The 23,864-nt window shown below is 44.8% G+C and carries 19 protein-coding genes; 10 read left to right on the top strand and 9 right to left on the bottom strand.

Features of this window, described 5'->3' with window-relative positions; genetic code table 11:
• Positions 1-89: 89 nt before the first annotated feature.
• Positions 90-1,568 (top strand): peptide MFS transporter, encoded by a 1,479-nt coding sequence (locus AB4493_RS11815; RefSeq protein WP_080582209.1) that lies wholly within the window; start codon positions 90-92, stop codon positions 1,566-1,568.
• Between the two features lie 200 nt (positions 1,569-1,768).
• A complete protein-coding gene (locus AB4493_RS11810) occupies positions 1,769-2,551 on the top strand; it encodes a siderophore-interacting protein (RefSeq protein ID WP_017070633.1) in 783 nt (260 codons plus the stop codon).
• A gap of 133 nt (positions 2,552-2,684) precedes the next feature.
• Here AB4493_RS11810 and AB4493_RS11805 read toward each other — a convergent pair whose 3' ends face one another.
• From AB4493_RS11805 to AB4493_RS11780, 6 genes are all read right to left on the bottom strand, one after another.
• Complete coding sequence (locus AB4493_RS11805) at positions 2,685-3,587, bottom strand: multidrug transporter (protein WP_372155015.1); 903 nt, start codon at positions 3,585-3,587, stop codon at positions 2,685-2,687.
• A gap of 137 nt (positions 3,588-3,724) precedes the next feature.
• Positions 3,725-4,429, bottom strand: coding sequence for a phosphonate utilization transcriptional regulator PhnR (gene phnR, locus AB4493_RS11800; protein ID WP_029235340.1), 705 nt, complete (start codon positions 4,427-4,429; stop codon positions 3,725-3,727).
• 67 nt (positions 4,430-4,496) lie between these two features.
• The gene (locus tag AB4493_RS11795; protein WP_372155013.1) at positions 4,497-6,206 is read right to left on the bottom strand and encodes a putative 2-aminoethylphosphonate ABC transporter permease subunit; all 1,710 of its coding nucleotides are present in this window, start codon (positions 6,204-6,206) and stop codon (positions 4,497-4,499) included.
• A gap of 21 nt (positions 6,207-6,227) precedes the next feature.
• A complete protein-coding gene (locus AB4493_RS11790) occupies positions 6,228-7,337 on the bottom strand; it encodes a putative 2-aminoethylphosphonate ABC transporter ATP-binding protein (RefSeq protein ID WP_017067332.1) in 1,110 nt (369 codons plus the stop codon).
• Between the two features lie 227 nt (positions 7,338-7,564).
• A complete protein-coding gene (locus AB4493_RS11785) occupies positions 7,565-8,986 on the bottom strand; it encodes an FAD-dependent oxidoreductase (RefSeq protein ID WP_372155011.1) in 1,422 nt (473 codons plus the stop codon).
• Between the two features lie 199 nt (positions 8,987-9,185).
• On the bottom strand, positions 9,186-10,196 hold the full coding sequence (locus AB4493_RS11780) for a putative 2-aminoethylphosphonate ABC transporter substrate-binding protein (protein WP_372155010.1): 1,011 nt from the start codon (positions 10,194-10,196) through the stop codon (positions 9,186-9,188).
• A 367-nt stretch (positions 10,197-10,563) separates the two neighbouring features.
• Between AB4493_RS11780 and phnW the strand changes: the two genes are divergently transcribed.
• From phnW to AB4493_RS11760, 4 genes are all read left to right on the top strand, one after another.
• Positions 10,564-11,667, top strand: coding sequence for a 2-aminoethylphosphonate--pyruvate transaminase (phnW, locus tag AB4493_RS11775; RefSeq protein ID WP_372155009.1), 1,104 nt, complete (start codon positions 10,564-10,566; stop codon positions 11,665-11,667).
• Positions 11,667-13,088: an aspartate aminotransferase family protein gene (locus AB4493_RS11770; protein WP_372155007.1), complete on the top strand. Its 1,422-nt coding sequence runs from the start codon at positions 11,667-11,669 to the stop codon at positions 13,086-13,088. Before phnW ends, AB4493_RS11770 begins: the two co-directional genes overlap by 1 nt.
• A 92-nt stretch (positions 13,089-13,180) precedes the next feature.
• A complete protein-coding gene (gene phnX / locus AB4493_RS11765; RefSeq protein ID WP_372155006.1) occupies positions 13,181-13,999 on the top strand; it encodes a phosphonoacetaldehyde hydrolase in 819 nt (272 codons plus the stop codon).
• Between the two features lie 332 nt (positions 14,000-14,331).
• Positions 14,332-15,399 (top strand): OmpA family protein, encoded by a 1,068-nt coding sequence (locus AB4493_RS11760; protein ID WP_102428795.1) that lies wholly within the window; start codon positions 14,332-14,334, stop codon positions 15,397-15,399.
• A 161-nt stretch (positions 15,400-15,560) separates the two neighbouring features.
• On the opposite strand, the gene AB4493_RS11755 is transcribed toward AB4493_RS11760, so the two are convergent.
• Positions 15,561-15,959 carry an OsmC family protein gene (locus AB4493_RS11755; RefSeq protein ID WP_017061739.1) on the bottom strand — a complete coding sequence of 133 codons (399 nt, stop codon included), beginning with the start codon at positions 15,957-15,959 and terminating at the stop codon, positions 15,561-15,563.
• Positions 15,960-16,159: 200 nt separating this feature from the next.
• On the opposite strand from AB4493_RS11755, the gene msrB reads away from it, so the two are divergent.
• A complete protein-coding gene (msrB, locus tag AB4493_RS11750; RefSeq protein ID WP_017061740.1) occupies positions 16,160-17,302 on the top strand; it encodes a peptide-methionine (R)-S-oxide reductase MsrB in 1,143 nt (380 codons plus the stop codon).
• Between the two features lie 98 nt (positions 17,303-17,400).
• On the opposite strand, the gene AB4493_RS11745 is transcribed toward msrB, so the two are convergent.
• Complete coding sequence (locus AB4493_RS11745) at positions 17,401-18,768, bottom strand: TrkH family potassium uptake protein (protein WP_372155004.1); 1,368 nt, start codon at positions 18,766-18,768, stop codon at positions 17,401-17,403.
• Positions 18,769-18,787: 19 nt separating this feature from the next.
• Positions 18,788-19,444, bottom strand: coding sequence for a TrkA family potassium uptake protein (locus AB4493_RS11740; RefSeq protein WP_372155003.1), 657 nt, complete (start codon positions 19,442-19,444; stop codon positions 18,788-18,790).
• 186 nt (positions 19,445-19,630) lie between these two features.
• Here AB4493_RS11740 and AB4493_RS11735 point away from each other — a divergent pair, with 186 nt between their 5' ends.
• The 3 genes from AB4493_RS11735 (at position 19,631) to AB4493_RS11725 (ending at position 23,862) form a co-directional block, all read left to right on the top strand.
• The gene (locus AB4493_RS11735) at positions 19,631-20,800 is read left to right on the top strand and encodes a mechanosensitive ion channel family protein (protein WP_017061743.1); all 1,170 of its coding nucleotides are present in this window, start codon (positions 19,631-19,633) and stop codon (positions 20,798-20,800) included.
• An 86-nt stretch (positions 20,801-20,886) separates the two neighbouring features.
• Positions 20,887-22,422 (top strand): mannose-1-phosphate guanylyltransferase/mannose-6-phosphate isomerase, encoded by a 1,536-nt coding sequence (locus tag AB4493_RS11730; RefSeq protein WP_372155028.1) that lies wholly within the window; start codon positions 20,887-20,889, stop codon positions 22,420-22,422.
• Between the two features lie 15 nt (positions 22,423-22,437).
• On the top strand, positions 22,438-23,862 hold the full coding sequence (locus AB4493_RS11725; RefSeq protein ID WP_017061745.1) for a phosphomannomutase/phosphoglucomutase: 1,425 nt from the start codon (positions 22,438-22,440) through the stop codon (positions 23,860-23,862).
• Positions 23,863-23,864: the final 2 nt, after the last annotated feature.

Here is a 23,864-nt window from a genome sequence, read left to right as displayed (position 1 = left end):
GGACAGATGTTTAAGTTTATGTATTACTACTAATGATATTATAATCGGGCAATTACACTACATATTAATACAAACGTGAGAATAAAATAATGTGGAATAGATTAAACAAATCAATGATGTTCTGCCAAATGATGTTCGGACTTTCGTTCTATGGCGTCATGGTGATCTTGACTCGTTTCTTCCTTGAAGATCTGAACTACAATGAAGCCGACACCATGATGGTTGTTGGTGCTTTCTCTGCAATCGGACCGCTATTTGCTATCGCAGGTGGCTTTATCGCCGACAAGTTTTTAGGCGCCTACCGATCTTTAACCATTGCCTTCCTAGGGTTCGCAAGTGGTTACGTTCTACTGGTACTTGGTGCAGCAGCAACCAATGTTCCGATGGCATTATGTGGTATTGCGTTAGCAAGTTATGCACGTGGTTTGATGTCCCCTTCTTACCCAAGTCTTTACAAACGCACGTTCAAAACTCAAGAAGATTTTGAGAACTGCTACCCAATCAACTACTCAGTAAACAATATTGGTGCTCTGTTAGGCCAATACCTGTTCCCAATGCTAGTACTTGTTGTTGGTTTCCACGGTGGTTTCCTTCTTTCAGCGGTGCTAGCCGGTGCTGCGCTTCTGATGATGATCTTTGTTCGCAAAGGCCTTGTTGAAGCAAGTGCTGAAATCGACCAAAAACCAGTAAGCACTAAAAACTGGGCAGCGTTCCTTGGTCTTTCTGCAGCAATGATCGGCTTGGTATTCTTCATGTTCTCTAACATGGATATTGGCCAAAACATCGTGTACGCAATCGGTGGTGCAGCGATCATCTACTTTGTCTCTTTGATGATGAAATCGAAGAAATCAGACATGCTAAAAATGGGGACTATCTTAATCATCACATTCCTGACGACATGTTTCTTCGTGTACTACGGTCAGATGATGACTTCGATGACAATGGTAGCGATCAACACAATGCGTGGCGATCTATTTGGTTTCATCCCTGTCGCACCTGAAGCTTCAATGGCAATGAACCCACTATGGTGTATGGTTGCTGGCCCTATCATCGCGGGTATCTTCTCTAACCTAGAAAAGAAAAACATTAACTTCTCAACTGCAACCAAAGTCGGTTTCTCTTTCATCCTTACGGCTATCGCTTTCGGTATCCTTACGATGGCAGTAACGACAGTTGGTGACGATATTCTGATCCGCCCAGAAGTCTTCCTAGCGATTCACTTCTTCCTAGCATTCGGTGAAGTGATTGTAGGTTCAATGGTTGTAGCCTTCATCCTGTCTGTTGCACCTAAGCACATTGAAAACTTCTCAGTAAGCTTGTTCTCTGTTGCTATCGCACTATCAGGCATTGTTGGCGCGGTATTCTCAACGTCTATTGCACTAGAGAAAGGTCAAGAGATCACACAAGAGATCGTGCAAACGGTTTACGGTGATTACTTCCAAATGCTGACTGTTCTTGCCGTCGTGATGGTAGGTATCGCAATGGCAGCATCGTTCATTATTCGTAAGATGCTAGAAGCTGCGAAAGCCGCTGAAGAAACGATTGAACTAGAGCAAGCAAACAGCTAATTCTGTTCGCTGAGTCAAACCAATCCTAAGAGCCCTTTAGTTTTCTAAAGGGCTCTTTTTTGTAGGATCCGTTTCTCAATAGGATCTGTCGTATAAGTTAGGTAGTACATGTGTAAATCAAAGTAAATGATAACTATTAGTATTGAGTGTTTTTTAGTTCAGGATTATGATGTGGAAATCCAAATCTAAGAGAGCCTTATATGAGCAAGCCTAGCCCTATCACATTAACCGTTACTCAAACCTCAACAATTACTCCAAACATGCAGCGCATAACGCTTAGCGGTGAGGGATTAAGTAAATACCCAACAGAATGTGCCGGCGGCTACATCAAGCTTTTATTCTCGCCACTTGGCACGACTGATTTAAGCCAGCTAAACGAAGGTGAGCGCCCAACCATGCGCACTTACACCATTCGTCAGTACAATCCTGTAGAGCAGTGGATTGAAGTTGATTTTGTTCGCCATATCACTACAGATTTGCAATGTGGTTTTGCGGCTCGATGGGCAATGAACGCAAAAGTGGGTGACACGGTTTCAGTGGCTGGCCCTGGTTTAATTCAGGGGCTTAACCTAGAGTCAGACTGGTTCTTCTTAGTTGCAGACATGACGTCCCTACCTGCGCTTTCTGCAAAAGTAAAAACGCTCCCAGAAACAGCAACGGGGCACGCTATCATTCAGATCAACTCAGCAGCAGATAAGCAGGTACTTGAGACTCCTCAAGGTATCAAAGTAACCTGGTTGATTGAAGATGAAACCTCAGAGTCACTTTCACAAACCGTGCGCAACACAGAATGGTTAGAAGGTCAGGTTTCAATATGGACAGCGTGTGAATTTGAAAGCATGCGTGAGCTAAGACAATACTTCCGCAACGAAAAAGAAGTCGCGAAAGAGAACATCTACATCAGCAGCTACTGGAAACGTGGTGTCACTGAAGATGGCCACAAAGTGTTGAAACAGCAAGATGCTCAAGATTTAGCGGGTTAAGTCTTTTACTACCTACAGCTTCTTACTAGATAAAGAGAAAACGCCCTTGACGAAGTTTGTATCTCTAAGGGCGTTTTTGATTTAGCTTAATATAGATGCCTCTGCACAAATATCCAATCGTTCCGGCGAGCTTTTAAGTCAATGAGATAACTAAGCCAGCAATAATTAGAGAGACGCCTACACCGCGAGTCGCGTGCCACTTTTCCTTTAAAAAGTAGATCCCCATCACTACGCCGAAAATGATACTCACTTGCCTAAGAGCAACAACCAAGCTGACATTTTCAGTCATGGTCATCGCAAACAGCACTAAGCCATAGGTCGAAGCCATCATAATGCCTGCAAGCGTGGCTTTCTTTCGCAGTATCCAAGCATTAGTAAACTCGATTCTTTGGTTGGTTACGAATAACCAAACACTCAACGGAATCACAATTGCCCAGAACTGGATACCTAGGTAGAAAATCGCGGTGTGCTTGTTAGTTATAACTGGTGTGCTCAAAGGATCGAGTAACAGAAGCGCTTCTTTATCAATGATGGAATAGCCCGTGGTACCAATGGCCGCGATTAACGCCCACAGTACGCCAAGGTTGAGATACGCTTTTAACCTAAGATCTGAAAACTTCTTAAGTGGTACAAACAAACAACCCAAGGTAATCAAGGTGAAGCCAAACCATTGATTAGGTGACAGCTCATAGCCTATCAACACCGTGCCTAAACCCACCATCAACACGGGCAGCGCTCGTGCCATCGGGTAAATCACCCCAATATCGGCCTGCTTGTAGGCTACACCTAAGCCGATTAAATAGATGATTTGACAGATCCCACTCAAGAAAACCAGTTGCCAGAATGGAAGTAAGATATTTGACAGCCCTACACTGTGAACATACCAGATCAAGTAAGGCGTCAATATCGCGGCAGCGGCAAAGCCAGAGGCTAAAAAGAAAGACGAGCCCGAGCCTTGATTAGATTTACCTAGAACGTTCCAACCCGCGTGAAGCAAAGCCGAAATGATCACGATTACAATCGCAGAGAATTCCATTTCATTCCTAAATTATTGATGAATTAGCACAACGGCTGACAACAGGTGATAAAAAAGGCCTCCGAATAAGAGACCTTTGAGCGTTTCAATTGGGCAATCCTGCATAATTGCAGATATGCCAACGTTATAACGTATGACTAGCGCTCTAGCTGCGCGATTGACTCAATACTGATCGCGTCATGACGCCAATACTCAATATCACAGTCAATCAGGTCGCCGTTTTGGTTGTAGTTCACACGCTCTACGACCATTGCAGGAGAACCAGAAGTCGCACGCAGGGCTTGCGCGGTTTCGCCAAGTAAAGACGTTGTGCTCACTCGGTAACGGATCTTCTGATACACCACACCAAAGTGTTCGCGGTAGATGTCCGTCAACGATTTAGACAAGTCATAATCAAGCAAGTTAGGGAACAACTCTGGTCGAATGTAGTTGGTCACATACACAACCGGCCTATCTTCAAGATAACGAACTCTGTCTACTCGATAAACGTCCGAGAAAGGTTGTAACTCAAGAAGCCGAGTCGCCTCCTTGGTTGCTAACATTCCTTTCGCCGCCACCAACTCAGTTTTCGGCTGTCGATTCTGCGATAGAGCCATATTGGTGAAGTTCAGCGTTTGTGTTGGATCGTAACGAAGCGGCTCGGGAGAGATAAACCAACCACGTCGGTCTTCTCGATAAATGCGCCCTTCCGCTTCAAGTGAAGACAAGGCTTCGCGTAAGGTAACTCGAGTCGTATCAAACGATTCAGCCAGCTTACGTTCCGCAGGCAGCTTCTGTCGTGGTGTTAACATCCCCGACTCTATCTGCTCTACGATGACATCTTTGATTTTTACGTACTGCACTTCATTTCCTTTCATTCTTGTTCTTGTCGTCAGCCACTCCTTGGCCAACTGCAATATAAGTGGTTCGCTAGCGTTTACGCCAAGCTTGGGTGCGCTTATCGAATAACTTGTTGATTAGCATATGAATCAACTTCGCACTCGCTGCAGATATCATGATCATCACCGCCATCGCTGCTGCTGCACCGGTTTGACCTGCATCGTCCATATTCAGTACTGATACTGACGCTGGAATCGTATTGGTAGAATACAAGAATACTACCGCAGATGTCGTGGTAAGTGCATTAATAAACAGGTATGTCGCAATATCTAAAATCGCCGGCAGACAAACAGGTACCGTCACCTTAAAGAACAGCTTGTATTGCGGTAAGTTTACCGAAGCCGCTGTTGCTTCAATTTCGGAAGGCAGTTGTTTCAATGCCGTTAACGCCGTCATGTGCCCTACCGTGTAGTAGTGAACCACGGTATTAATCACCAAGAACGCCATCGTGCCATACAAGAAGTTAAGTGGGTTACTCAAATCATTGAAGTAGAAGATATAACCCAAACCCAGCACCATACCCGGAACGGCCATCGGAACAACGCTGAGCATTTGCATCGCTTGACGAACAGGACCGAAGGCGCGACCTTTCTCAATGCAGTATGCACCTAAGAAAATCAGAACAGTACCAATAACCGCAGTCCAAGCACCAAGCGTTAAGGAGTTGAAGAATGGCGCCCAACCATAAGTACTCATTTCTGCGAAGTTGTAGTTGTTTAGCGTCAGCGCTTTGTTCCAAGGCCAGAAGGTGACCATCGAACCGTATATCGCCATGCCCAACACAATAACCACAGCAGCAGAGATGATGGTGCAATAAAGGAAACATAAGCCATCACGTAGTGAACTAGGTTCAGGTTGGTACGCGACAGAACGAGTATCAAACAAGCTCTTTTGTTTCTTTTGAACCCAGCGGTCAAGGGTAAACGCAAGCAACGCAGGTAATAGCAGCAAGATACTGGTTACTGCACCCATAGAGAAGTTCTGTTGACCAACCACCTGCTTAAAGATGTCAGTCGATAACACGTTGTAGCTACCACCTATCACCTTTGGCACACCAAAGTCACAAACCACCAGCGTAAACACAACGATCAGGGTACTGATCAAGCCGTATTTTGCCGCAGGTAACGTCACCATAAAGAAAGTTTTTAACGATGAAGTATTGAGTGCACGTGCTGCCTCATAAAGGCGAGCGTCAGAGGTTCTTAATGAGGTGGTTAGAATCATCAAGGCGTGTGGAAACGTCCAAAATATCAAGCCCAGTGAGATACCAATCAAACCATAAACCGAGTTGCCCCCCAAGACTTCTTTAGCGATACCTTGGTTACCAAATAAGAAGATAAGACTGATTGCAGGAAGCAGTGACGGAGCAAGAATAGGCGCAGAACCCAGTACTTGAAAAAGCCCCTTAAAAGGCATGCATGAACGAGTTAGCGCATAGGCATAACCAAACGCCAAGACACCCACGATTACGGTCACTAGCAATCCAAGCGTGAAGGTATTGCCTACCGACTGCCACAGGCTTTGAGACGCAAAATACGTAGCGAAATTCTGTAAACCTACAAATTCACCGTCTGCGTTCTGAACACTCTTTTTCAACATTGCCCACAATGGCATCAGGATAAACAACGTCATGACCACAGACAAAAAGGCCAACAGCCCAAATAGAATTACGTTGTCTTTGCTTAACCGAGCCAGAAAAGGTTGTACTCGTCGTTGAATTAGCAGCTTAGATTGCATCATTTGAGTCGATTCCATGATTGATTACGCCGCCTCGTCTTTCATCACTTGCAGGCTTTTCGATGAGTAAGCTCTAAGGCCTTCTTGATCAAACGCCACGTAACGAATATCACTGCGACGCAGCTTCAATCGGTTGAACTCTTTGACGGGTACATCAACGATGATCTCTTTCGCCGTTGAGTCATGTTGCAATTGACACTCAACACGATAAAACGCCCCTAAGAATTCGCTTGATACGATTCTCACTGGCAAGGATTCACTAAAACGATCAACAAACTGGATTTGCTCTGGACGAACGGCAATATCAAAAACATCACCCAGATTTGGCGTGAGATTATCTAAGCCAGGTAACGGCAGCATTGACTCAGCAATACGCATCTTGCCTTGAGCCGCAACAGAAGCTTGAATAAAGTTCATGCTACCAACAAACTCAGCCACAAAACGACTGACAGGTTTTTGGTAGATCTCTTGAGGAGCACCGACCTGCTCGATAACACCATGATTCATCACGACAATACGGTCTGCCATCGTTAACGCTTCATCTTGGTCGTGCGTCACCATAATAGTGGTGATACCCAATTTGCGTTGCAGTTGGCAGATCTCATCACGTAGGTGTGTTCTTACCTTCGCATCCAACGCAGAAAGCGGTTCATCGAGTAGCAACAAGCCTGGAGACAAGGCTAATGCGCGAGCCAGAGCAACACGCTGCTGCTGTCCACCAGATAGCTGATTTGGAAATTTCTGACCAGACGTTGGTAAGCCAATGGTCTCTAACCAAGACTCAACCGTCTCAAGGGCTTCTTTGGTCGACATGCCTTGGTTTTTCAGACCAATCGCAATGTTTTCTTCCACAGTGAGATTTGGAAACAAAGCGTAAGATTGGAACACGATGCCAAAGTCGCGCTTTTCTGGTGGCAAGAAGGTCGTATCATTACCGTTCTGCTCAATAGAACCTGACGTTGGTAAGTCTAGGCCTGCAATCGCACGTAATAAGGTGGTTTTTCCACAGCCAGATGGGCCAAGGAAGCAGACGAACTCGCCTTTATCTATCGATAGGGAGATGTCTTTTAACGCTGTAAATTGGCCAAATTGCTTTACAACGTTTTCAATATTCAAATAAGTTTGGTTGCTCATACTACAGCACTCTCTATATGGTATATACCAAATTTATACTGAGAATATTGCAGTTGAGTGACAAATTTATAGAAGCTAAATGACAGTTATATTGCAGATATAATAAGCATTAAAAATTGCTATTTGTTCAACATTGAAAGTTAGTTCAACGTTGAAAGCCCTCAGTGACTTGCCCATAAATCACTGAGAGCCTCAATGTAAACTTCTAATTTAAACGCTAGATTAATCTATGATTCAACCTTGTCGGCTTTGCCCGCCGCACCTGCGAGTTTGGATAACTGTTTATCTAGCCACAATGGCGTGCTACCCGAATCTTCCGCGTTCTCTTTTCTTCGTACCGCATCACGCACTATCATCGCACCTACCCAACGGAATGGCTCTGGCGGGAAGTGTCCTAATGGGCCTTTAGTTAAACCGCTTCGCGTCCAAGCATTGTCGATATCGAGTACCATTGCTGACAAAATCTTCCCGCCCATACGGGTTTGAGCAACGCCATTTCCAGAGTAACCAAGCCCATAATAGATGTTGCTTTGGCCTTTTAGATTACCGAAAAATGGCAATCCGGTGACCGAACGATCTGAGCCGCCAGACCAGTTGTAATCGAATTCACTTTGTTCCAATTTAGGGAACAATTTTTGAAACGATTGATTGAGAATCGGTAGGTAGTTAGTCGTTTGGTTGAACATGCTTTCAACCTGATTCGCAAACGAGAATTTATTGCCGCCTTTGCCCAACATGAGTCGTCCGTCCTGGGTATCTCGGTAGTAGTGGACAAAGATACGCGAATCTACCACCGCCACCCCTTTCTCTGGGCCAAATTGCTTGAGCTTTTCCGGAATGGGCTTGGTCACCACCATATCTGAAGAGACAACCACAATGCTGCGTTTGAACTCTTTAAAGTGATCGAGCATCCACGCATTGAGTGCCAAAATCACTTTATCTGCAAATACGGAACCGCCTTTGGTTTGAATTCGAGCTGGGGAGCCATAATCGAGTGATGTCATCTCTGTGTTTTCGTGAATTTCGACACTCAGTTCGAGCGCGACTCGGCGCAAACCTCTAGCCAATAACGCTGGCTGCACACTACCCGCAGCTTCTGAGTAGTAACCCTCAATGTGGCGATCAGATCCCGCTTTATCAGCCAAAGAATTGTCGCACTTCTTCCAGCTATTGATACCCTGCTTAACCAGCTCATTAACAACAGGCTCCATTCCACCCTTTTGCGCTTCATTGGTCGCCGTGTAGTAAGTACCGCTTCGATATAGATGCGCGTCAATCTTGTGTTCGTTACAGAAGGCTTCAATCTCGTATATAACCTTTTCCGATTCCTTAACCAACCATTTCGCTTGTTCTTTTCCGTAGAGCTTTTTCAGCGTCGGATACTTAGTTGACCACGTCAGCATGCAACCGCCGTTCGCACCAGAAGCACCGCTACCACATAGACCTTTTTCAATCACGACAACATGCTTTTCGGGTTGCTGTTGTTTGATTAAAATCGCCGTCCATAAACCCGTATAGCCACCGCCAACAATGGCGATATCACAGTTGACGTCTTTTTGGAGCGACTTCGCCGAATCTAGCCCCTCATTGATGTTGCCAAACTCTTGTTCTAACGCTTGCTTGAACCAATATGAGTAGTGCTTTGTCATTTGTTGTACCTTACTTAAAACCTAAAGGCGTAAAACTAAAAAAGGAAGACCGAAGCCTTCCTTTACTGATCTCTAACTTCTAATGAGCTGCATATCTAATGACTACGTGTCTAATAAGTCATATATCTAATAAACCATGTGTCTAATAAGCTCGGTAGATAATTAACCAAGGAGCTCATGAACTAAAAAGCTCAGCAGATTAAGATTTTGGCTCTGATTTAGCGTCAAACTTCTCAGACCATGTTTTAAGAACGTCTGCACGTTCACTGCCCATGCGAGCGAAGTCCATTTTTGCCATGTTCTTTTCTACATTAGGGAAGTTCTCTGCTTTGCCTGTCACATCTTGGTGACCAACAACTGGGTACATTTCGATGTAAAGCTCATTTGCCGCTTTAGAAATAGACCAATCGATAACACGTTGTGCTGCATCAGAAGGCTTAACAAGGCCTACCGCTTCAGATTCCCAGCCGATACCTTCAGGCGTAATCACTGAAAGTGGCGCGCCTTGAGTTTTCAGCTTAGCGCCACGGCTCGCCATAGAAATACCGATAGCGACTTCACCCATGCCCGCTTGAACACATGGCTTAGAACCAGAGTGCGTGTAGTGAGCGATGTTTTGGTCTAGCTTCTGCATGTAGTTCCAACCTTGGTCTTCACCCATGTTTTGTAGCCAAGCAGACACTTGCATATAACCCGTACCAGAAGACGCTGGGTTTGGCATCGCAATATGACCTTTGTAGATAGGCTTGGTTAGGTCATCCCAAGATTTAGGTGCTGGTAGGTTAAGTTGTTTCGCTACCGCTTCGTTGAAACAAACCGCATTGAAGAATGCATCGTTGCCATACCAAGCTTGAGTAGATTGCGGATCGTTGAGGTTTGAGCGCAGCGCTTCTACACCTTGAGGCGTATAAGGTTTCAGGACGCCCTCTTCTTTAAGCAATGCCATTGAAGAACCCGCAAGGCCCCACACCACTTCTGCACGAGGGTTGTTTTTCTCAGCTAATAATTTTGCCGTCATGATCCCGGTTGAATCACGAACCCATTTGATGTTGATGTCTGGGTTTTCGCTTTCAAAAGCATTTTTGTACTTCGCTAAGATGTCAGTTTCAAAAGCGGTATAAACCGTCACTTCCTGTGCCGCATAAGCGTTACCAGCTAATAGTGTGACTAATGCTGCAAGTGATCCTTTCATAAAACGGTTTTTCATCATTTTCTCCAGTCAGGCCCTACTCTAAAGTGAGAAGCTGCCAAAATTAAAAATTGCCAAAGTTAAAGTTGTTAAAGCTAGAAGCCCTATCGAGAGGCACCTATATTCAAAAATTCATTCCAGTTGTTGGCACACACCCCACACATTGGTATGTACCAGATTTCAATTATTAAGCTAACTGGCTTTTGTGACGATTAAATGAACGAAAAATGGCAATTTAAAGATCGAAAACTTTCTCAAGACAAGTGACCATTTTTAATATGAAGCTTTTGTAAAAATGATGTTTGGGCTATTTACGACCGTTTAAATTGGTTGTTAAAGTAACTCTAAATATTGGTATAGTCCAAAATTAAAATCACGAGAGTTGAACATGAGAAACGAATACTTACTGCTGACACCGGGCCCTTTATCTACTTCTGAAACCGTTCGCCAAGCGATGTTAAAAGATTGGTGTACTTGGGATGATGAATACAACAAAGACGTTGTTGAAGTGATTCGTAGCAAGCTAGTGACTTTAGCGACTAAGCAAGCGGGATATACAAGCGTATTAATGCAAGGTAGCGGCACCGCTTCGGTAGAAGCAACAATCGGTAGCGTTATCTCTAACAACGGTAAGCTTCTTGTTGTTGATAACGGTGCGTACGGCGCTCGTATTGCTCAAATCGCAGAATACTTAAACATTCCATGCCATGTCGTTTCCCCAGGTGAAACATCACAGCCTGACTTGAACGAAATGGAAACGGCATTGGCCATGGATTCAGACATTACTCACGTTGCGATTGTGCACTGTGAAACCACGACAGGCATGCTGAATCCAATTGAAGACATTGCCAAATTGGCAAAACAGCACAACAAAACCGTCATTCTCGATGCAATGTCGAGCTTTGGTGGCATCCCTATGGATATCGCTGACTTAGGTGTCGATTACATGATCAGCTCAGCAAACAAGTGTATTCAAGGTGTACCGGGGTTCGGCTTTGTTATTGCGAAGCAATCGGAACTGGAAAAATGCAAAGGCCAGGCTCGTTCATTAAGCCTTGACCTGTTTGACCAATGGTACTGCATGGAAAGCAACCATGGTAAATGGCGCTTCACCTCTCCGACTCACACAGTGCGTGCTTTCTACCAAGCCCTGCTTGAACTGGAACAGGAAGGCGGCATTGAAGCTCGTCATAGTCGCTACCAAACCAACCAAACCACATTGGTTGCAGGTATGCGTTCTCTTGGTTTTGAACCACTGCTTAATGATGACCTTCATTCACCTATCATCACCTCTTTCTATTCTCCAACTCATAGCGATTACCAATTCAAGGAATTCTATGACCGTTTGAAAGAGCAAGGGTTTGTGATTTACCCGGGCAAGGTTTCAAACGCAGACTGCTTCCGAATCGGTAACATTGGTGAAGTGTATCCGTCAGACATTGAAGCTCTCATTAGCGCAGTGAAAAACGCTATGTACTGGGACATCAAATAATGACGACGACCAATCCAGAGCCAGTTCTAAAGGCCACACACTTTCGAAGCGAAGGCGATGTGAACACCACGCCAGCACGCGAAAAATGGAACGAGTCGCTAAACGATGATGCGACTCAAGTAATGTTAAAGCGTGATGCTGACGTGTTTCTTCATCAAGCCATGTCAACGCCTTGCCTAGACACACTTGAAGCAGCCGAAGGCATCTACATTCAAGATGCGACGGGCAAGAAGTACATGGACTTTCACGGCAATAATGTTCACCAGCTAGGTTATGGTCATCCCTACATCATCAATAAAGTGACTCAGCAAATGGCGTCATTGCCGTTTTCACCGCGTCGCTTTACCAATGAAACTGCGGTTCAGTGTGCTGAGAAACTCACACAGATCTGCGGTGGTGATTTGAATCGCGTGTTGTTTGCTCCTGGTGGCACATCAGTGATCGGCATGGCGCTCAAACTAGCTCGACATGTCACCAACAATTTCAAAGTAGTGTCATTGTGGGATTCATTCCATGGCGCGTCACTCGATGCAATTTCAGTGGGGGGCGAAGCGTGTTTCCGCGAAGGCATGGGGCCATTAATGGCTGGCGTAGAACGTATTCCACCAGCCGTTTCTTATCGTGGCGCTTTCCCGTTTAACGAGAATAGCGCAGTCAATACAAACGAAACTGCATGCGACGTTCACTATGCCGACTATTTAGAGTATGTGATTGAAAAAGAAGGTGGCATTGGAGCCTTCATTGCCGAAGCAGTGCGTAACACAGACGTTCAGGTTCCAAGCAAAGCTTACTGGAAGCGCATCCGTGAGATCTGCGATAAGCATAACGTCATGTTGATCATCGACGACATTCCAAACGGTATGGGTCGTAGTGGCGAATGGTTCACTCACCAGGCCTTTGATATCGAACCTGACATTCTTTGTATCGGTAAAGGTTTTGGCGGGGGCTTGGTTCCAATTGCAGCCATGGTCACTAAAGACAAATACAACACGGCAGCGCAAGTATCACTTGGTCACTACACCCACGAGAAAAGTCCTATTGGCTGCGCGGCGGCACTGGCTACGATGGAAGTGATTGAGCAAGAAAATCTACTTGAAAAAGTACAAGCGGACAGCGCATTCGTGCGTGAACAACTGCTTCAAATGAAAGAGAAATACCTAGTCATTGGTGACGTTCGCGGCATCGGCCTGCTCTGGGGAGTGGAATTGGTCACTGACCATATCACCAAAAACCGAGCGTTCGATGAAGCAGAAGCAGTACTTTACCAATGTCTGAACGATGGCCTGAGCTTTAAGGTGTCACAAGGTAACGTGATTCAATTAAGCCCGCCATTGATCATCAGTCGCAGCGAGCTAGAAGTCGCTCTGTCTGTATTCGAAAAAGCGATAGCCAAAGTCTGCAAAGATTTTGAATACCTTTAATTCTCGAAATCAACATTTAAACCAATAACCTTAAACAACCATTTGTTTCCCAGAACTTTGAACTGGGAGTGACACAAAAATAGGACACTATTATGAACACGACATCACCTCTCCAAGCGGTTATCTTTGACTGGGCCGGCACTATCGTTGATTTTGGGTCGTTTGCTCCAACTAGCATCTTCGTTGAAGCATTCAAACAAGGTTTCGACTTTGACATCGACTTAGCTGAAGCTCGTGAACCTATGGGTATCGGTAAATGGGATCACATCCAAGCGGTGGGTCGAATCCCTGCTGTTGATGCTCGTTGGAATGCCCAGTTCGGACGTTCGATGACCAGTGAAGACGTTGATGCGATCTACGCGGCATTCATGCCTCTTCAAAAAGCGAAAGTAGCCGATCACGCAGCACCTATTTTGAATGCGATAGAAGTGGTCAATAACCTAAAAGAGAAGAACGTGAAGATCGGGTCTTGTTCAGGTTACCCACGTGAAGTGATGGATGTTTTAATTCCTGCTGCTGCAGATTACGGTTACCGACCAGATAACGTGGTAGCGACCGATGACTTACCTCAAGGTGGTCGCCCTGCTCCATTTATGGCACTGAAAAACGTAATCGATCTAGGTGTAACTAGCGTTGCTGCGTGTGTAAAAGTAGACGACGCAGCACCGGGGATCGATGAGGGTCACAACGCAGGCATGTGGACAGTTGGACTTGTATTATCGGGGAACGAAGCAGGCTTAACGTATCAAGAATATTTAGATGCAGACGAGACAACACTGGCAGCTGCACGTGAAAAAGCAAGCGTTAAGCTAAACAAATCAAACCCACACTACCTAATCGATACCATTGCAGACCTACCAGGTGTCATTGCAGATATTGAAAAACGTTTGTTAGCTGGTGAGCGCCCATAACGGTAATCACCTAGATTACCCAACCAAACATTCCGTACACATGAAAATGAAACCTCGTATCGCCTAAAAATGATACGAGGTTTCTTCGTTTCCAACATTTGAGACAGCAATTAATTGACAAAAACCTCTGTAAATAGCACCTTAAATATATAATTTTTAACAATTTCATTGACCATACTAAGCAACTGTACTAACAATGTAATAACAGTTCCAAGATAGGTTCGACCTGAATCTACGCCTTGAACGATCTACTGTTGCAGTGTCCCAATCAGTAAGTCGTCGCTTTAAAGGCTCATTCAGATAACAATAAGAGTTAATCCAAGGATAAGATTATGAAAAAATTGTCAAAAATCATGTGTGCTGTGATAGCTGCTTCAGGTTTCGCTGCTGCTCCATCAATTGCCGCAACGACATACGTAGGCGCAAAAGTTGGCATGGGTTGGCTAGATAGCGCTTGTGTCGACAACATTGATTGTGAAGATGATTCAGTGGCGGGCGGTATTTACGGTGGTTACAACTTTACCGATAACATTGCTCTAGAATTGAATGCAGATTACTTAGGTGATTATGACACCAGCTTTAACAACAACGGAGCGACTCAAAGATACAGCGATTCTATCGTAGCCATTTCTTTAAGCCCAATGTATCGACTAGCGATTAAACAAGAGTTTGATATCTTCTTTAAAGCAGGTCCTGCTTACATCATGCACGATGACGAAGACGACGTTGTTTTAGCCTTAGGTATCGGTGCCGAGAAACAGCTTTCAGACGATTGGGCGCTGAGAGTGGAATACCAATACTTCGATGATTTTGACGATAAGATCATCCAAGACCTAAACTCCAACCTTGTCACAGTAGGTCTTAGCTACAATTTCGGCACGGGTAATACAACCGCATCAGCGGCTGCAGCTTCTGCGGCGGCTGTAACTCAAGCACCTTCTGAACCAATCACAGAGCCAGAAGCTGTGGTCGTTGAAGAGGAAGCGGAGGTAGTGGTTACCAAAGCGCAAACTGAGAGTTTCTCTCAAGGTACATTTGCGACTAACAGCACAGAACTTTCAGACGAAGGTAAAGCCGCTATACAGCCAATTGTGGAAGTCTTACAAACATACCCTCAGTCTACCGTTAACATTGTTGGTCACACAGATTCAACAGGTGCAGCTGAGTACAACATGATGATCTCTAAGAAACGTGCGGCAGCAGTAGCAGCATACATCGAAGAGCAAGGTATTGAAGCTGATCGCATTACCGCTTCTGGTGAAGGGGAAGAAAACCCAATCGCATCAAACGATACGGCTGAAGGTCGTGCTCAAAACCGTCGTGTGGAAGCAACAATCCCAAGCTTCGAGTACCAAGAAGATGTTCAAGTTGAAGAAGTTATCATTGAAACAGTGGAATAATCGTATTCTAACGTAATAACGACTTCCTTAATAACAAGGGAGGAGCACTTTAAAGTGCTCCGCCCTTTTCTTTGTCTGGCTATGCCTAAAAACCGTAAGCGATAAGCCGTAAGCCGTAAGCCGTAAAGATTAGCCTACCGCCAAGCTGTACAATCAGAAGACTAGACGATTTCCCAGCTGTGAGTCATTTCTACGCCAGCACCTAACATTAGACATACAGAACAGTACTTTTCTAATGAATCCGCACACACCTTAGCGACCTGCTCAGGATCAAGGTTGTCACCAGACACTTCAAAGTGAATGTTAATCACAGTAAAGATTTTTGGTGCTGTTTCACGACGTGTCGTTTCAAGTTTTGCGTTACAGCCTGTGATGTTCTGGCCTGCAGATTTCAAACCATCGACGACATCAACAGAGCTACAACCACCAGCGGCCATAAGGACCATTTCCATTGGGCTTGGCGCGGTTGCACCACCACTGCCATCCATTACTACAGAGTGGCCAGATTGAGATTGACCTAGGAATTTAAAGCCTTCGACCCATTTAACTTCTGCTTGCATGTTGTTCCTTAGATGTACGATAACCGCCATCGCTGTCTATTATTGGATATCAATACTGACACCCTACTACTGGCGGCATTTATGAGCAAGATTTTCTCGGCGACATATTTTTTTGTGAATGATGCAATTTTTTCCATCTAAAACCTGTCTCTATTCGTACATTCAAAATCGAATGAGAAGAACGTCAAGATGAGGTATCTATGAATAAATTATCTAAAATATTGGTATCACTCGTGGTTGCGCTACCACTGATTTCGCTGTTTGTAAGCCAGACTGGCACTGCCAATACAATGGATAAAACAGCTAATTCAGGTAATAGTGAAATCGCGACACTGGCTGGTGGTTGTTTTTGGTGTACAGAATCCGACCTAGAAAAGCTGACAGGCGTCACCGACGTTATCTCTGGGTATTCTGGCGGTGAACTAGAAAACCCAACCTACAAACAAGTATCCTCAGGCAAGTCGGGTCACATCGAAGTGATAAACGTGACTTACAACCCTGATGTTGTTAGCTATGAACAGGTTCTTGACCAATTCTTCAGACACATCGATCCAACCGATGACAAAGGCTCTTTTGTAGACCGAGGCCGTCATTATCGACCGGCTATTTTCTATCATAACCAAGCACAAAAAGATGTTGCTCAGAACTTCATGATGGAGATCGACAAAGCTAATATCTTTGGTGCACCACTAAAAACAGAACTGATAAAATTTGAGAAGTTCTGGCCAGCAGAAGATTACCACCAAGATTATTACAAGAAGAGTAAGGTTCGTTATAACTACTACCGCTATGCTTCTGGCCGCGATCAGTACCTAGATAAGATCTTCGGTGATGATAGAAAGGACAACCCTAAAACACTACGTCAGATCATCGACAGTAAGAATGCGACAGCGAATGCTAAAACATACGTAAAACCGTCTGATGCAGAGATCAAAGCGAAGCTTACAGCACTTCAATACGATGTAACGCAAGAAGACGCTACTGAGCGCCCATTTGACAACAAATACTGGGATAACAAGCAAGAAGGTATTTACGTTGATATCGTAACTGGGGAGCCATTGTTCTCTTCAAAAGACAAATACAAGTCAGGCACAGGCTGGCCGAGCTTTACACAGCCAATCAGCGAGGCTTATGTCGTCACAACTACTGACTACAAACTGCTTTACCCAAGAACAGAGGTTCGAAGTAAGTTTGGCGATTCCCACCTGGGGCATGTATTCAAAGATGGTCCAAAACCAACAGGGTTACGTTACTGCATGAACTCAGCCGCAATGCGCTTTATCCCTGCGGATAAATTAGCAGAAGAAGGCTATGAGGAATACGTTGAGATGTTTGAGGGATAGGCATTCAGCAATTAACGATCAGCCTATGACAACAAAGCCAGCATATCGCTAGCTTTGTTTTTATTTACAGAGCTTTATTTATCAGCCCGTGGACCTAATTAACCCGTTAACACCGTGTCTTCAGGGTATTTCAACAAGGAAGGTTCTGGACGAGCTAGCATATAAGCCAAGGTCAGGGGGCCGATACGTCCAATCACCATAACCACAATCATGATGTATTTACCTGGCTCAGTCAGGTTTGCGGTTAAGCCAGCTGTTAAACCAACCGTTGCAAAGGCTGAAATCACCTCAAACATGACTCGATCAAACGCTGCCTTTTCAGTAAGCATTAACAAAAACATCGCGGTGGTTAATAACGCCCCACTTACCACAATAATGGCCAATGACTTTGTTACCGCTTGCCAAGTTACGGTTCGCTTAAACATCACTACATGTTTCTTCTGGCGTAAAAACGTCCACGTCGCAACAAACGCGACGGCAAAGGTCGAAACCTTAATACCACCACCCGTTGAGGTAGAACCGGCACCAATCAACATCAGTACAATCATTACCAGCAATGCCGGCTGAGTGTATTGAGACAAATCCACACTATTAAAGCCAGCAGTACGAGCACTTGCCGACTGGAAAAATGCGGCTAGCCACTGTCCTTGAGTCGATAGCCCTTCCATGGTTGCTGAGTTATTTCTTTCCAGCAGCCAGAACAATACCGTACCTACCAACAATAGAGTCGGAGTGGCGGTTAGCATAATCTTGGTGTGTAAGTGCAGATGTTGGAAGCCTTTCCGCCAGTTAGTCGATAGGTCGCCCACGACAGTAAAGCCTAATCCGCCGAAAATGAACAAGCCTGCTAAGGTAAAGATCACCAATGGATCGTCAACAAAGCTCGCCATACTGTCTGAGAACAACGCAAACCCTGCGTTATTGAATGCGGAAATCGCGTGAAATAGTGCATAAAAACTGCCCGTTGACCATCCCATCTCAGGTACCCAGCGGAAGCAGAGCAATACAAAACCGATAAATTCAGCCACTAATGCAAAGATGATGATCTTCTTAACCAATTTACGAAGGTTAATCTTACGATCTTGGCCAAGCGCTTCTTTCGCGAGTGCTTGTTGTTTAAGGCTTAACCTAACACCGAACATGTAAAGCAGTACCGCAGATAGAGTCATCTGCCCTAACCCGCCGACTTGCATCAAGAACATCAGTAAGATTTTACCCGCCAAGGTGAAATGCTCACCGGTATCGACAACACCTAATCCTGTCACACTGATCGCCGAGGTTGCTGTAAACAGTGCATCCGTAAAACTTAGGCCTGTCACAGAGAATACAGGCATCGTCAACAATATTGCAGAGGGGATAAGTACGCCTAAGAAGCTCGTAAGGATAATCTTAGGTTCAGAGCCTTTACGTGGCTTTTTATCACTCTTAAGCGTGTAGAAAGTACCTTTTCGTTTTAACGAATTCATACTGTTACCTTATTGCCAATTACCAATTGCGTAGCTTTCTAGATAAGGTCTCTTTCGGCCCAGCGATGATCACCACATCCCCAATTTCTAAACTCACATCCAGTTCTGGAGCTTTAGTTAGGTTCGGTCCTCGCTTGAAGCCAAGTACTTCAACACCATTTTCTTTACACAGCTTAAGGTCGCCAAGTTTCTTACCCAACAAATTAGAACCAATAACAATCTCCGTCATCGCTAAACCGCTGCCAAGATCGATAAACTCAAGAACGCGTCTATCCAACATTTTACGCGCAACACGAATGCCCATATCTCGTTCAGGCATGATGATATGGTCAGCACCAATCTTAGAGAGAATCTTGCCGTGAAACTTATCGTTCGCCTTTACCCAAACAGCTTTTGCGCCTGACTCTTTTACCACCAGAGTAGTCAGAATACTGGAATTAACATCAGAGCCAATCGACACCATCACCATGTCGTAATCGTCGAGTCTTAACTCTTTAACTGTCTCCTCGCTTGTACAGTTCGCAACAATCGCTTGTGAAACAAAAGCCGCCGCTTCTTTCACTCGCTCTTCATCAATATCGACGGCCAGTACCTGTGCCCCTGAACTTTGTAGCTCTTTGCAAACAGACAGACCAAATCGCCTTAAACCGATAACTGCATATTGTTTGTCGCTCATTTGAAATCCTGTTTAGAAATTTTAATTACACGGGATAGCCAAACCTACATTAGTTTCTATCTCAAAAAAAGTTAGTTCTGCAAGAATAAGGTTATACTATTGTCATAATCGCTTGATTTATAAAGGTAGAGAACAACTCGAGTTTCTGCTAATTTCCAATTCATAATTTCTGCGGCAGCACACACAATGAATGAATTCATAACCCAAGTACAAACCTACATCAACCAGAGCCATAGTGATTGGGCAAACAGCGTCCTATTCATCACTATTGCGAGTTTTCTCGCTTGGGTAGCTTGGCGAATTATCCATAATCGCTTAGAAATTCTGGTTCAGAAAACCCCATTCCACTGGGACGATCTACTGCTAGAAGCACTAAAAACCCCTGTCAGCACATTACTTTGGTGTTGGCCTGCTACAGTCTCTATCGGGCTAATACTTCAAGACCAGTTTGGCAATGAAATCAATTGGTTAAAAACGCTTAAACACATATTGATTATCTGTACATTCGTTTGGTTTACCTTACGAATGATCACTAACACTGAAGCCTATGTCTTAGAGCAAAAAACCAGAGACGAAACCACAGTACAAGCGATAGCGAAAGTCGCTCGCTTGTTCTTTATGGTGATGGGCGGCCTAACCATCATGCAGGCGTTTGGGCTCAGCCTTTCCGGCTTACTTACCTTTGGTGGTGTGGGTGGTTTGATCGTCGGTTTAGCGGCTAAGGACTTACTGTCGAATTTCTTCGGTGGCATGATGATTTACTTCGACCGCCCTTTTAAAGTCGGTGATTGGATACGTTCTCCCGATCGTCAAATCGAAGGCACTGTCGAACGCATTGGTTGGCGCATGACGATCATCCGCACTTTTGATAAGCGTCCTTTGTACGTGCCAAATTCGGTGTTCAGTAGTATTGTGGTAGAGAATCCATCGAGAATGTTGAATCGTAGAATCAATGAAACCTTTGGTCTTCGTTATCAAGATGCAGACAAATTGGCGCTCATTGTTGATGATGTAAGAACCATGCTCGAGACCCACCCAGATATTGATGCCAAACAGACGTTGATCGTTAACTTTGACAAATTTGGGCCATCAACGCTCAACTTCTTTATCTATACCTTCACAAAAACAGTCAACTGGATCAGGTACCACAAAGTGAAGCAAGACGTTCTGTTACAGGTTCTGGCGATTATTCATAAACACAATGCAGACATCGCGTTCCCAACACAGACACTCAAGATTGACCCTCAAGACTTTTCTAATGTTCAAGATCATAACAGCGTTCAAAGCCTAGGTGATAATCAGAATATTAGCGATCCCAAAGACATGTTGAACTCCCCTACGGAAGGTCATCGATAGTCATATCCTTCTTGGTTATCGATAAGTAATAAGCGTGAAGCGTGGTAATATGCTGGCAGTATTCTAATGCACCTAATTACCACGCTATGATTTTACCTGTCATTCTAGCCGGCGGCTCCGGAAGTCGTCTCTGGCCACTGTCTCGCGAGCTTTACCCTAAGCAATTTCTCAATATTGCCGGCGACCAGTCAATGCTTCAGCACACACTTCAACGCCTGCAAGGCCTTGAAGAGCACTTGATGGATAGTAAATGCGATGCCCCATTCATTATCTGTAATGAAGAGCATCGCTTTATTGCCGCTGAACAAGCTCGATCAGCTAACATTCAACATAGTGGTATTCTGCTAGAGCCAGTCGGTAGAAATACAGCCCCAGCCATTGCGCTTGCCGCCCTAAAGGCTTTAAGTAAACCACCGCTTAATGAACAAAGCGCATCCGACCCTATCTTGTTAGTGCTGGCTGCTGATCATCACATCGCGAAAACCTCTGAATTCCAACAAGCGATTAGTCGTGGTGTTGATTATGCAAAACAAGGCAAGCTGGTGACATTCGGTATAACACCTAGCTCCCCAGAGACTGGCTATGGCTATATCAAGCAGGGAGAGCCTCTTTCCTCCAGTGCTCAAACTGATACTAATGGAACAGAGCAGCCAATCAATCACGCCTTCGCCATAGAATGCTTTGTAGAAAAGCCAGACACAGCAACAGCAGAAGAGTACATCCGCTCAGAACAATACTTATGGAACAGTGGCATGTTCATGTTTAAGGCATCACGCTATGTTGAAGAACTCACCGAACACCACCCTGAGATAGTAGCGGCTTGTAAACTCGCTCTTGCAACGCAAAATACCGACCTCGACTTTATCCGTATAGACGCTGAAGCATTCAAAAGCAGTCCAAGTGATTCAATCGATTACGCCGTGATGGAAAAGACCTCGCACGCCGCGGTGATCCCGATGGATGTCGGCTGGAACGATATTGGCTCATGGTCCGCGATCTGGGATGTAAGCGAAAAAGATCAGCACAATAACGTCATTGAAGGTGATGTGTTAACCGTCGACTCTCAACACAACTACATCCATGCTGAAAATAAGCTGGTTGCGACGGTAGGTGTCGACAACCTGATTATTGTCGAAACCAAAGACGCTATTTTGGTTGCAAATAAAGACAGGGTTCAGGGTGTTAAATCGATTGTCAGTCAACTAAATCAAGCGGGTCGCACAGAACATGTGCATCATCGTGAGGTGTTTAGACCTTGGGGTAAATACGAAGTTATCGACCTAGGCAAGCGCGACAAAGTTAAACGTATCACCGTTAAACCCGGTCACAAGTTGTCGTTACAAATGCACCACCATAGAGCGGAACATTGGGTAGTCGTGGCGGGTACTGCGAAAGTGACCAACAATGAGAAAACCTATCTGGTTGAAGAAGATCAATCCACTTACATCCCTTTAGGTCATATTCACAGCCTAGAGAACCCAGGGGATCTCCCACTCGAGATGATTGAAGTACAAACAGGCAGTCATTTAAGTGAAGGCGACATCATTCGATATCAAGACAGTTATGGGCGAGACGTGCGCAAGCAACAAGTCCACTCATCAAAGCACAACCAAACGAAATAAAGCAGCGACAAATCGATGAAACCAACATTAGACCTAAACTGCTTTAAGAACAACGATATCCGCGGCGTCATTGGTAAACAAATCAATGAGCCACTCGCCTACCTGCTCGGTAAGGCATTTGGCGAATACGTCCTATCCGCTAAGCCTGAAACCTCACTCGATGGTTTGGCGCAGGTAGTGATTGGTCGTGATAACCGCAAAACCTCCCTGTCATTACAAGAAGCCATGACCAAAGGCTTAATCGAGTCAGGGATTACCGTCATTGATCTAGGTATGACTGGCACTGAAGAGGTCTACTTTGCGACTCGTTACCTAAAAGCGATTGGCGGAATACAAATCACAGCCAGCCACAACCCAATCAATTACAACGGCATGAAAATGGTCGGTGTAGACGCTAGCCCTATCAGTAAAAACAGTGGTTTAGATGAAATCAAACGACGCATTGAAGAACTTAATCAAGAGCTGAACTGCAATTTACCGTTCGTTCATGCACAACCAAGTAACTCTAGTAGATCGAACAGTATTCTTGCTCCGTACGTCGAGCACCTACTCTCGTACATAACCCCATCAAAGCTGTCACCGATGAAGATTGTGGTTAATGCTGGGAACGGTGTTGCAGGACATATCATTGATGCTTTAGATAATAAATTTAACGAACTCGGTGTCCCTATCACCTTCATCAAAGTTCATCATAACCCTGATGGAAACTTCCCAAATGGTATTCCAAACCCTTTGATTAGAGAGAACCAAGCAGCCACTCGAGATGCCGTTTTAGAGCATTCTGCCAACCTTGGAATTGCTTGGGATGGAGACTTCGACCGATGCTTTTTCTTTGATGAGCAAGGCGATTACATCGAGGGTTATTACATTGTAGGGTTGCTTGCTGAAGCATTCTTGGTCAAACAGCCTAACACGACTGTATTGCACGATATGCGCATGACCTGGAACACAATTGAAATCGCAAAAACGCATGGTGGAAAAGCGATTGGAATTAAAGCAGGACACGCACTGATCAAAGAGAAGATGCGTGAAACGAATGCCGTCTATGGGGGCGAAATGAGCGCACACCATTATTTTCGTGATTTTGGATATTGCGATTCAGGCATGATTCCTTGGCTATTGGTTATCGAGCTGATGTCGAAAACTCAACAATCTCTTCACCAATTAACGAGTACTAGTATAGATAGATTCCCCTCTTCCGGGGAGATCAATCGAAGAGTCTCAGACCCAGAGCAGGTCATGGCTTGCGTGTTATCGCACTACCAAGATAATGCCGTTGAGATCGATCACACAGACGGAATCAGCATGAATATGGGCTCATGGCGCTTCAACTTAAGAAAGTCCAATACCGAGCCATTAATACGCCTTAACGTTGAAACCAAACAAGATAAAGCTTTACTGTCACTTAAAGTCGACGAGTTACTGTCTTTTCTCATTTAAGA

Source organism: Vibrio sp. 10N.222.55.A1, assembly GCF_041473835.1.
In the GTDB taxonomy this organism is placed as follows: domain Bacteria; phylum Pseudomonadota; class Gammaproteobacteria; order Enterobacterales; family Vibrionaceae; genus Vibrio; species Vibrio crassostreae_C.
The sequence above is the reverse complement of the archived record's forward strand: the minus strand, read 5'-3'. Positions and strand labels throughout refer to the sequence as shown.